At 68.2% G+C, this 11,018-nt stretch carries 8 protein-coding genes; 1 reads left to right on the top strand and 7 read right to left on the bottom strand.

Annotated elements, in window-relative coordinates:
* Window positions 1-50: 50 nt before the first annotated feature.
* The 7 genes from C666_RS07765 to ftsY all read right to left on the bottom strand — a co-directional run bounded on the left by C666_RS07765 (window position 51) and on the right by ftsY (window position 9,455).
* Window positions 51-1,820, bottom strand: coding sequence for a diguanylate cyclase domain-containing protein (locus C666_RS07765; RefSeq protein WP_004336303.1), 1,770 nt, complete (start codon window positions 1,818-1,820; stop codon window positions 51-53).
* 85 nt (window positions 1,821-1,905) lie between these two features.
* Window positions 1,906-3,792: an ABC transporter ATP-binding protein gene (locus tag C666_RS07760; protein ID WP_004336301.1), complete on the bottom strand. Its 1,887-nt coding sequence runs from the start codon at window positions 3,790-3,792 to the stop codon at window positions 1,906-1,908.
* 140 nt (window positions 3,793-3,932) lie between these two features.
* Window positions 3,933-5,501 carry an alkyl hydroperoxide reductase subunit F gene (gene ahpF, locus C666_RS07755; RefSeq protein WP_004336300.1) on the bottom strand — a complete coding sequence of 523 codons (1,569 nt, stop codon included), beginning with the start codon at window positions 5,499-5,501 and terminating at the stop codon, window positions 3,933-3,935.
* A 129-nt stretch (window positions 5,502-5,630) separates the two neighbouring features.
* Window positions 5,631-6,194 (bottom strand): alkyl hydroperoxide reductase subunit C, encoded by a 564-nt coding sequence (ahpC, locus tag C666_RS07750; protein WP_004336299.1) that lies wholly within the window; start codon window positions 6,192-6,194, stop codon window positions 5,631-5,633.
* 225 nt (window positions 6,195-6,419) lie between these two features.
* Window positions 6,420-7,316, bottom strand: coding sequence for a permease-like cell division protein FtsX (gene ftsX, locus C666_RS07745; protein WP_004336298.1), 897 nt, complete (start codon window positions 7,314-7,316; stop codon window positions 6,420-6,422).
* 79 nt (window positions 7,317-7,395) lie between these two features.
* Window positions 7,396-8,094: a cell division ATP-binding protein FtsE gene (locus C666_RS07740; protein ID WP_004336297.1), complete on the bottom strand. Its 699-nt coding sequence runs from the start codon at window positions 8,092-8,094 to the stop codon at window positions 7,396-7,398.
* Window positions 8,091-9,455, bottom strand: a complete 1,365-nt coding sequence (gene ftsY / locus C666_RS07735; RefSeq protein WP_004336295.1) for a signal recognition particle-docking protein FtsY — start codon at window positions 9,453-9,455, stop codon at window positions 8,091-8,093. The genes C666_RS07740 and ftsY overlap by 4 nt, the downstream gene beginning before the upstream one ends.
* 162 nt (window positions 9,456-9,617) lie before the next feature.
* On the opposite strand from ftsY, the gene C666_RS07730 reads away from it, so the two are divergent.
* Entirely contained in the window at window positions 9,618-11,000 is a 1,383-nt protein-coding gene (locus tag C666_RS07730; RefSeq protein WP_004336294.1) for a M16 family metallopeptidase, read from the top strand.
* Window positions 11,001-11,018 lie beyond the last annotated feature (18 nt).

The following is an 11,018-nucleotide window of genomic DNA, read 5'->3' as shown; positions in this document are numbered from 1 at the left end:
CGCTCGCGGCACGCCTCGCCGGGGCCTGAGCCCGGCGGGCCAGCGCGTGCTCAGGCCCCGCCGGCCTGGACCGCGCCCGCATACACGCACCAGCGGCCGCCTCCGGCGCGCTTGGCCGCGTAGAGCGCCTGATCGGCGCGGCTCTCGAGCCCGGCGCGGTCGCTGCCGTGCATCGGCGACAGCGCGATGCCCACCGAACCGGCCACCTGTGCCCGGCCCTGCTGCAGCATGAACGGCTCTGCCAGCGCGGCGCAAATGCGCTGCGCCACCTCCCGGGCATCCTCGACGCCGCCTGCGTCGGGCAGGATCGCCGCGAACTCGTCCCCGCCGAAGCGCGCCACCGTATCGGATTCGCGGACACAGCCCAGGATCCGCGCGCCGGCCTCGACCAGCAAGGCATCGCCCGCCGGATGGCCCAGGCTGTCATTGACCGCCTTGAAGCGGTCGAGATCGATGAACAGCACCGCGAACTGCCCGCCGTTCCGGTGCGCGCTCGCCAGCGCGGCGTCGAGCCGGTCCTGGAACAGGGCGCGATTGGGCAGGCCCGTCAGCGCATCGTGGTCGGCACGGTACTGCATGCGCTGCTCGGCCTCCTTGCGCAAGGTGATGTCGGTCAGCGTCGCGACGAAGGCAGCTGCCTCCCCGGGCAGGCTGGCGCGCGTGATGGACATCCATTGCACGTAGGCGTCGCCGCTCTTGCGCCGGTTCCAGACCTCGCCCTGCCAGCGGCCCGTGTCCGCCAGCATGCGCCGTATCGCGTCGAAGAAGGCCTGGTCGTGGCGCCCCGCGCCCAGCAGTTCCAGCCCGCGGCCGCGCACCTCGTCCTCTTCGTAGCCGGTGATCCTAGTGAAAGCCGGGTTCACCTGCAGCACGCGCATCTCGTCATCGATCAACATGATGCCCTCGGCCGTGCTGTCGAACACCGCCCGGTAGCGCGCCTCGCTGGCGGCAAGCCGGCGCTGGTCGCGCAAACGCTGCGCGATCTCGCGCGCCAGCCCGGCGTTGCTCGCCGCCAGTTCGCCCGTTCGCTGCGCGATGAGGCGCTCCTGCTCCGCATTGATGCGGGCGATCGAACCCACGTGCCGCCGCGCGGCGGCCAGCAGGTAATGGATCGAGCCCGCCGAAAGCACGAACGCCAGCAGGAACAGGCCCGCCACGCGCTGACGCTGGGCGTCGCGCAATGCGAGCAGGGGCCCAGCCGGCATCGTCACGGAGATGCCTCCATGGACGTCTCCGACGCGGTACTCGTTGCCGGCGTGGCATGGCAGGCAGGACTCGGCCACCCTCAAGGGCGCCATGTAGCGATGGACCGGGCCGCGCTCTTCATCGACCAATGCCAGCCGCTCCGGCACCCCGCTCTCGAAGGCTTCGAGTGCCTCGGCCTCCCACGCGTCGGGTTGGTTGGCCGGACGGACCGGCCTCAGGCTGGTGATGTGCAGGCGCACGCCATCGGTCCGCTCCGAAATCTCCGCGATCTGGCGTGTCATGAAGGCCGGATTGACCATCGTCAGGGGACGTCCGTCCGAGGTGATGAGATCGCGCCGCGGATGGACCAGATAAGGGTTCGGCTGCATTTCGTCCGTCACCGGGACGTATACGCCGCCATGGTGCGTATTCCACTCGCGTGTGATTTCGACCAAGCGGAACACGGTCTGACCGCGCTCCCGCGCGGCGGCCATGAAGGCTTCGTCGACACGCAGCAATTCGGCCCACAGCAAGCCGCCGAAGATCAGCGAGGCCATCAGATAGACGAATACGAGGCCTCGCCGATGCCGGACGGCATCGTCCCGGGCGACCGCAAGCAAGGGCTCGAACGTCATGCCACCACTCTAGTGGAGAACGCCCTGCAAGTCGAACCGGCGGAGGGGCCTGCGGCGGCGGGAATCCCCACCGCAGGCAAGGCACTCAGGCCAGCAGCGGGTCGAGGCGTGCGACCCCGTCGTCATCATCGGCCATCTCTCCGATGAAGCCCCCGCTCTGCCGCGCCCACAGCCGCGCATACAGCCCACCGCGTGCCAGCAGGCCGTGGTGGTCGCCCTCCTCGACGATGCGCCCTTGGTCCATGACCACCAGGCGGTCCATCGCGGCGATGGTCGACAAGCGGTGGGCGATCGCCACCACGGTCTTGCCCTCCATTAGGCGGTAGAGGCTGGCCTGGATGGCTGCCTCGACTTCGGAGTCGAGCGCGCTGGTCGCCTCGTCGAGCAGCAGGATGGGCGCGTCCTTGAGCATCACCCGCGCGATGGCGATGCGCTGGCGCTGGCCGCCGGACAGCTTCACGCCGCGCTCGCCGACATGGGCATCATAGCCGCTGCGTCCCTTCGGGTCGGTGAGACCTAGGATGAACGCATGCGCCTCGGCGCGCCGCGCCGCCGAAACCATGTCGTCTTCGCCGGCGTCCGGGCGGCCGTACAGGATGTTGTCGCGCACCGAGCGGTGCAGCAGCGAGGTGTCCTGCGTCACCATGCCGATCTGCGCGCGCAGACTATCCTGCGTCACCGTGGCGATGTCCTGCCCGTCGATCAGGATGCGGCCCTGCTCGACATCATAGAAACGCAGCAGCAGGTTCACCAGCGTCGACTTGCCGGCGCCCGAGCGCCCGACCACGCCGATCTTCTCGCCGGGGCGGATCGTCAGCGAAAGCCCGTCGATGACGCGCCCTGCATCCGGCTCCTTGGCGCCGTAGGCGAAACCCAGTTGCTCGAAGCGGATCTCGCCCCTGTCCACCACCAGCGGCCTGGCATCCGGGCGGTCGACGACGGCATGCGGGCGCGACAGGGTGTTGATGCCGTCCTGCACCGTGCCGACGTTCTCGAACAGCGACGCCATTTCCCACATCACCCAGTGCGACATGCCGTTCAGGCGCAATGCCATCGCCGTGGCCGCCGCCACCGCGCCGACGCCGATTTCGCCCTGGCTCCACAGCCACAGCGCCATGCCGCCGGTCGACAGGATCAGCAGCATCGACAGGCTGTGGTTGACGATCTCGATGCAGCTCACCAGCCGCATCTGCGCATGCACGGTGTGCAGGAACTCCTGCATCGCGCCGCGCGCGTAGCCGGCCTCACGGCCGGCGTGGGAGAACAGCTTCACCGTGGCGATGTTGGTATAGGCATCGGTGATGCGGCCGGTCATCAGCGAGCGCGCATCCGCCTGCGTGCGCGCCACCTTCGACAGGCGCGGCACGAACCAGCGCAGCGACACCGCGTACAGCCCCAGCCAGCCAAGGAAAGGCAGCAGCATCCACAGGTCGAAGCTCGCCACCACGGCGGTCAGGGTGACGAAGTAGATGACGACGAAGACCAGGATGTCGGTCATGATCAGGCAGGTGTCGCGCACCGCGAGCGCGGTCTGCATGACCTTGGCCGACACGCGGCCGGCGAACTCGTCCTGATAGAAGCTCATGCTCTGGCCGAGCATCAGGCTGTGGAATTTCCAGCGCAGGCGCATCGGGAAATTGCCCGCCAGCGCCTGATGCTTGAGCAGGGTCTGCACCGCCACCAGCACGATGCTGCCGAGCACGATCGCCGCCAGCAACAGCAGCTTGCCGCCCTCGTCGGCCCATAGCCGCGCCGGCTCGACCGCCGCCAGCCAGTCCACGACCTTGCCCAGCATTGCGAACAGCAAGGCCTCGAAGGCGCCGATGGTCGCCGTCAGCAGCATCATGCCCAGGATGAAGGGGCGCATGCCCTCCGTTCCGGCCCACAGGAAGGCGAAGAAGCGCTTCGGCGCGGGCCGTGGCGGCATCTCCGGATAGGGGTCGACACGGCGCTCGAACCAGTTGAAAAGCAAGGGGATACTCCGTCAGGAATGGGCAGGCGGGCCCGAAAAGGCAAATCGCGGACTCTGACAGCGGACGCTTGCGCAAGTGCCCCGCAAAGCAGAATGCCCCGCACCAGGCGGGGCATTCTACGACAGCACGGAGAACGGGATCAGGCCGGCGCGCTGCTGCGGATCAGGTGATCGAAGGCCGACAGCGCCGCCTTGGAGCCTTCACCCATGGCGATGATGATCTGCTTGTAAGGCACGGTCGTGCAGTCACCCGCCGCGAACACGCCCGGCACCGAGGTCTGGCCCTTGGCATCGACGACGATCTCGCCGAAACGGCTCAGTTCGACCGTGCCCTTCAGGAAGTCCGTGTTGGGCAGCAGGCCGATCTGCACGAAGACGCCTTCCAGCTCGATGCGATGCGGCTCGCCCGAGGCGCGATCCTTGTACACCAGGCCGTTGACCTTGTCGGCGCCGGTGACCTCGGTGGTCTGCGCGCTCTTGACCACCTTGACGTTGGACAGGCTGTAGAGCTTCTTCTGCAGCACGGCGTCGGCCCGCAGCTCATCGGCGAACTCCAGCAAGGTGACGTGGCCGACGATGCCGGCCAGGTCGATCGCTGCCTCGACGCCCGAGTTGCCGCCGCCGATGACCGCCACGCGCTTGCCCTTGAACAGCGGGCCGTCGCAGTGCGGGCAATAGGCCACGCCCTTGCCGCGGAATTCCTGCTCGCCGGGCACGTTCATCTCGCGCCAACGCGCGCCGGTAGCGACGATCACGGTCTTGGCCTGCAGCGCCGCGCCGTTCTCGAGCTGAACCTCGGCCAGCGTGCCGCCGTCCGCGCTGCCCGGCACGAGCCTGGCCGCGCGCTGCAGATTCATGACGTCGACCTCGTACTGCTTGACGTGCTCTTCGAGCGCCATCACCAGCTTCGGCCCCTCGGTTTCCTTCACCGAGATGAAATTCTCGATCGCCAGCGTGTCCATGACCTGGCCGCCGAAGCGCTCGGCGACGATGCCGGTGCGGATGCCCTTGCGTGCGGCATAGATCGCCGCCGCCGCACCGGCCGGGCCGCCGCCGACGATCAGCACGTCGAACGGCGCCTTGGCCGATAGCTTCTTCGCCTCGCGCGCCGCGGCGCCGGTGTCGATCTTGGCGAGGATTTCACCCAGCTCCATGCGGCCCGCGCCGAATTCCTGGCCGTTCAGGTACACCGTGGGCACGGCCATGATCTGGCGCTTTTCCACTTCGTCCTGGAACAGCGCGCCGTCGATCATGGTATGGCGGATGTTGGGATTGAGGATCGCCAGCAGGTTCAGCGCCTGCACCACGTCCGGGCAGTTGTGGCAGGACAGCGAGATGTAGGTCTCGAAATCGAACTCGCCTTCGAGCGCCTTGATCTGCTCGATCACGTCGGCCTCGACCTTGGGCGGATAGCCCGCGGATTGCAGCAGGGCGAGGATCAGCGAGGTGAATTCATGGCCCATCGGCAGGCCGGCGAAGCGCACGCGTGCCTCCCCGCCCCTGGGGCCGACCGAGAAGGAAGGTTTGCGTTCGTCGTCGTCGCGCCGCTCGATCAGGGTGATCAGGTTGGACTGCTCGGCGACATCCTTGAGCAGTTCCTGCATTTCACGCGACTTTTCGCCATCGTCCAGCGACGCCACGATCTCGATCGGCTGCGTCACCCTTTCCAGATAGGCTTTCAATTGCGTCTTGATGTTGGCGTCCAGCATGATGGCTTCTTCCTTCAAAAATACGGCCACCGCGGTTTACGGTGGTCCTGATACGACACAGCCGGCACATGGCCGGCTGCGGAGCGAGCAGCCCGGGCCGGATCAGGCCCGGACGGTGCGGCGGCTGACTTAGATCTTGCCGACCAGGTCGATCGACGGTGCCAGCGTCTTTTCGCCTTCCTTCCACTTCGCCGGGCACACTTCGTTCGGGTGGGCGGCGGTGTATTGGGCGGCCTTCAGCTTGCGCACGGTTTCGGTCACGTCACGGGCGATTTCGTTGGAATGCACTTCCATCGTCTTGATGATGCCGTCCGGGTTGATGACGAAGGTGCCGCGCAGCGCCAGGCCTTCTTCCGGGATATGCACGTCGAAAGCGTTGGTCAGCTGGTGGGTGGGGTCGCCGACCAGCGCGAACTTGGCCTTGCCCACGGCTTGCGAAGTTTCGTGCCACACCTTGTGCGAAAAGTGGGTGTCGGTGGTGACGATGTAGACCTCGGCGCCAGCCTTCTCGAACTCGGCGTAGTGGTCGGCCGCATCCTCGATTTCGGTCGGGCAGTTGAAGGTGAACGCGGCCGGCATGAAGATCAGCACGGACCACTTGCCCTTCAGGTCGGCATCGGTGACTTCGATGAACTTGCCGTTCTTGTAGGCCTGGGCCTTGAAAGGCTTGACTTCGGTGTTGATCAGCGACATCTGTAGTCCTCCAGCGGGGTTGATGGAACAGGGTGTTGAAACTTGATGGAACGAAGTTTAGACCGCTTCGATGAATTGCTCTAATTGATAATCGAGATACTATCGATTGAATGTTGCTATCAGGAGGTCACCAAGAAACGGCTGCCCCCCATCATGCACCGGCATGCGGCTGGCAAGCTGCCCTGACCGGCGATTCATTTAATCTGGGGATGAACGGCCGAAAAATCAAGCGCCGGCGAGATGCCGGCGTACCGAGATGACGGCGCCGAGCCAGCCGAGGAAGGCCGCGAACGCGACGATCGCGGCCGACGCACGCCAGTCCGGGCCGCCGAGCACGAACACGGCGCCGTAGGTTTCCGCTAGGCGGGCAACCGGCTGCCCCAGCGCCTGCACACCCGCCCACACCGTGCCCAGCGCCACCAGGCCGCCGAGCGCGCCTTGCAACCCGCCGAACCAGTAAAACGGCCTGCGGATGAAAGGGTCGGTCGCGCCGAGCAGGCGGCTCACCTCGATTTCCTGGCGCTGGGTCAGGATCTGCAGGCGGATGGTGTTGAACGTGACGATGACGAGCGCGAAGCCCAGCAGCCCCGCCAGCATCAGCACGGCCAGGCGCCCCAGTTCCAGCAGGGCGTGCAGGCGCGCGACCCAGGCCGAATCGAGCTGCACATGGGCCACTCGCGGCCAGGTGCCGATGTCCGCCGCCATGCGTTCGAACAGTTCGGGGTCTTCGCCACGCGGCGTCAGCACGAAAGCGTCGGGCAGCGGATTGTCGCCTAGCCCTCCCAGCACATCGCCCAGCCCGCTGGCTGCGAGCTGCTTCAGCGCCTCGTCGCGCGCCACGAAGCGGTAGCTGGCAAGTTGGGGCAAGGCCTTCAGCCGCGCCTCGAGCGCATCGGCGTCGGCCTTCTGCGCCTGCGTATCGAGAAAGACGCTGATCTCCGGCGTCCCCGACACACCGCGCGCGAGCGAGGCGAGATTGTCCAGCAGCAGATAACCGCCGCCCGGCAGCGACAGCGCGATCCCCACCACCAGCGCCGACAGCAGCGTGCCGACGGGCTGGCCGAACAGGCGGCGCAGCGCATGGGCGATGGCGCGCGCATGCAGATAGAACCAGTTGCTCATCGGACTACTCTCCGGTCGCTGGTGCGACCACCTCCCCATGGGAGGAGCGCGCCGCCTTCGGGCGGCCGGGCAACGGCGCTCATGGCGCCACCTCGTACGCGGCCCAGCCGCCGGCGGAATGCGTATCTTCCGCCAGCACGCCTTTCGCCAGCACCACCCGGCGCGGGCGGCTGGCCGCGAACAGCGCGGCGTCGTGGGTGCTGACCAACACCGTGACGCCCGCCTCGTTGAAGGACAGGAACAGCTCGGCGATGTCGGCCGCATAGGCCGGATCGAGGTGGGCGGTCGGCTCGTCGGCGATCAGGATGGACGGCCGATTGACGATCGCACGCGCGATCGCCACCCGCTGCTGCTCGCCGCCCGACAGCCCGGCCGGCACCTCCTTGCCGCGCCCGTCCAGGCCGACCCGGTCGAGCGCCGCCGCCACCCGCCTAGCCGCGTCGCGCGGCGGATGGCCGGTGATCACCAGCGGCAGCATCACGTTGTCGAACACGCTGCGGTCGAACAGCAGCCGGCTTTCCTGCAGCACCAGGCCGAGGTTGCGGCGCAGGTAGGGGATCGCCGCCTTCGGCAGGTGGGACACGTCCTGGCCATTGATCAGCACACGCCCCGCACTCGGCCGCTCGATGACGGGAATCAGCTTCAGCAAGGTGCTCTTGCCGGCGCCGGAATGGCCCGACAGCACCACCAGCTCGCCATGGCGGATCTCGAAACTGACGCCGGCTAGCGCCGTGTAGCCGCCCGCATAGCGTTTGGCCACGTCCTCGAAGACGATCATGCGCGCGGGTCCGCTTCGTTGCGAGCTGCCCCGCTCCTGCCTGCGCCCGCGGCGGGCTCGAACAGCGCATCGACGAACTCCCGCGCCTTGAACGGCTGCAGGTCGTCGATGCCCTCGCCGACGCCGATGAAACGCAGCGGCTTCGGGCACTGGCGCGCGATCGCCGCCAGCACGCCGCCCTTGGCGGTGCCGTCGAGCTTGGTCACGACCAGGCCGGTGACGCCGATCGCCTTGTCGAAGGCCTTCACCTGCGCCAGCGCGTTCTGGCCGATGTTGGCATCGAGCACCAGCAGTACCTCGTGCGGAGCGGACGGATCTGCCTTGGCGATCACGCGCCGCACCTTGGCGATTTCTTCCATCAGGTGGAGCTGCGTCGGCAGGCGGCCGGCGGTGTCCGCCAGCACGACGTCGATGTTGCGCGCGCGCGCCGCATTGATCGCATCGAAGATGACGGCCGCGGCATCGCCGCCGTCCTGCGCCACCACGGTGACATTGTTGCGCTCGCCCCAGGTCATCAACTGCTCGCGCGCCGCCGCGCGGAAGGTGTCGCCCGCCGCCAGCAGCACGCTCTTGCCCTGCGCCTGGAAATACTTGGCCAGCTTGCCGATGGAAGTCGTCTTGCCCGAGCCGTTGACCCCGGCGATCATGATCACGAAAGGCCGGTGGGTGGCGGCGTCGAGCGGCTGTTCGAGCGGCGCGATGATGGCGTGCAGCCCGTCGGCGAGCGCTTTCTGCAGTTGATCGGCCGTCTCCAGCCGATCGCGCTTCCAGCGCAGGCGCAGCTCGTCGATCAGGTGCTGGGTGGCCTCGACGCCGCAATCGGCCATCAACAACGTGGATTCGAGCTCTTCGAGCAGGTCCTCGTCGATCTTGCGCCGGCCGAACAGGCTCGCCAGGCCGCCGCCCAGTTGCTGGCGGGTTCGCGACAAGCCGGCCTTGAGGCGATCGCTCCAGGAGCGCCTGGCCGGCGCCTCGGCCGGCACCGGCACGACGGCTTCGATGGATTCGACGGGCTCGGCGGCGTCCGCGGGCCCGGCCGCTTCGGCCCGGCCGGAGGTCTCGGAAGAACCCTCCGGCGTCACGTCGCCGGATGTAGCCGGAACCGCGGCAGTTGCGGGGACGGATGCGGGATCGGGGGGCTCGACGGACTCCGAAGCGGCCTCTGGAGCCTCTGGAGCCTCCGGGACCTGCTCCGGCGCGGATGCCTGAAGCCCGGCGGCAGGCGCTTCTTCAACGGCGACGCCCTGCGCCGCCGCGGGAGCTGCATCGGATACGGTCTTTTCGGCGACATCCTCGGCATCGGGCTGGCCAACCTCGGCCTGCTCGGCCTTGCCGAACTTCTTCTTCAGGAAACCAAACATGACACGCTCGGGTCAGAGGGGACGTTTCGCGCCGGCGCGGCCCCACGCCAGCCGTGGGCACCCGCTACCGATCACGTTAAGATGCGGCTCCCCGTCCGACCGGTGCACGGTGCACCGACCCTCGCGGAGCGCCGCGAATTCTAACAGATGCAGGACATACCCATGTTTCTCCACACGTTTGCCCGCGCCCTCCTCCTCGGCAGCGCCATCGCGGCCCCGCTGCTCGCGCCGGCCACCGCGACCGCCAACCCCTTCGAAACCACGCTCACCAACGGCATGAAGGTCATCGTCAAGGAAGACCGCCGCGCGCCGTCGGCAGTGCACATGGTGTGGTACCGCAGCGGCTCGATGGACGAACCCGAAGGCGTGTCCGGCGTCGCCCACGTGCTCGAGCACATGATGTTCAAGGGCACCAGGAACGTCGGCCCCGGCGAGTTCAACAAGCGCGTGGCCGCCGTCGGCGGACGCGACAACGCCTTCACCGGCAAGGACTACACCGCCTATTTCCAGCAGGTTCCGCCGGACCGGCTGGGCGAGATGATGGCGCTCGAAGCCGACCGCATGCAGCACCTGGTGCTGGACGACGAAGCCTTCCGCCGCGAGCTCGAAGTCGTCAAGGAGGAGCGCCGCCTGCGCACCGACGACCAGCCGCGCGCGCTGGTCTATGAACAGTTGATGGCCACCGCGTTCAAGGCCCACCCCTACCGCCGCCCCGTGATCGGCTGGATGCCCGACCTCGAGGCCATGCAGCCCGACGATGCGCGCGACTGGTACCGCCGCTGGTATACCCCTGCCAACGCCTACCTGGTGGTGGTGGGCGACGTCGATCACCGCCGCGTGTTCCGCGACGCCGAGCGCCATTACGGCCCGATCGCCGCGCGCACGCTGCCCGCCCGCCGCATCACGCCCGAACCGGCCCAGCAGGGGCCGCGCCAGGCCGTGGTGAAAGCGCCGGCCGAGCTGCCCTACCTGAGCATGGCCTGGCACGTGCCCGCGCTGCGCGACCCGGCGCAGGACCGCGACGCCTACGCGCTGCAAGTGCTGTCCGCGGTGCTCGACGGCTACGACGGCGCCCGCCTCACCCGCCGCCTGGTGCGCGACAGCGGCCTGGCGCTCTCCGCCGGCGCCGGCTACGACGGCAGCGGCCGCGGCCCCGCGCTGTTCTACCTCGACGGCGTTCCCGCCCCCGGCCATTCGGTCGATGAACTCGAAACCGCGCTGCGCGCCGAACTGCAGCGCATCCGCGACGACGGCGTGAGCGAGGCCGAACTCGCCCGCGTCAAGACCCAGGCCGTGGCCAGCCGCGTCTACAAGCGCGACTCGCTGATGGGGCAGGCGATGGAGATTGGCTACCTCGAATCCGCCGGCCTGTCATGGCGCGACGAAGAACGCCTGCTCGACGGCCTGCGCAGCGTCACGGCGGAAGAAGTGCAGGGCGTCGCACGGCGCTACTTCGCCGACGACAGCCTGAACATCGCCCGCCTCGACCCCCAGCCGCCCCAGGCGCCGCGCCCGCGCTCGCCCCTCGCCCCGGCGCACCACTGAACGCCCTCGCGAACCGAC

It is taken from the genome of Thauera linaloolentis 47Lol = DSM 12138 (assembly GCF_000310205.1).
GTDB classification, from domain to species: domain Bacteria; phylum Pseudomonadota; class Gammaproteobacteria; order Burkholderiales; family Rhodocyclaceae; genus Thauera; species Thauera linaloolentis.
Note: the sequence above shows the minus strand (reverse complement) of the source record. Positions and strands in the feature narration are given on the sequence as shown.

Coding starts and splice junctions, on each gene's coding strand:
- ahpC (WP_004336299.1), bottom strand. CDS start 6,194: ATGTCGCTGATCAACACCGAAGTCAAGCCTTTCAAGGCCCAGGCCTAC.
- ftsX (WP_004336298.1), bottom strand. CDS start 7,316: ATGAGCAACTGGTTCTATCTGCATGCGCGCGCCATCGCCCATGCGCTG.
- C666_RS07765 (WP_004336303.1), bottom strand. CDS start 1,820: ATGACGTTCGAGCCCTTGCTTGCGGTCGCCCGGGACGATGCCGTCCGG.
- C666_RS07730 (WP_004336294.1), top strand. CDS start 9,618: ATGTTTCTCCACACGTTTGCCCGCGCCCTCCTCCTCGGCAGCGCCATC.
- ftsY (WP_004336295.1), bottom strand. CDS start 9,455: ATGTTTGGTTTCCTGAAGAAGAAGTTCGGCAAGGCCGAGCAGGCCGAG.
- ahpF (WP_004336300.1), bottom strand. CDS start 5,501: ATGCTGGACGCCAACATCAAGACGCAATTGAAAGCCTATCTGGAAAGG.
- C666_RS07740 (WP_004336297.1), bottom strand. CDS start 8,094: ATGATCGTCTTCGAGGACGTGGCCAAACGCTATGCGGGCGGCTACACG.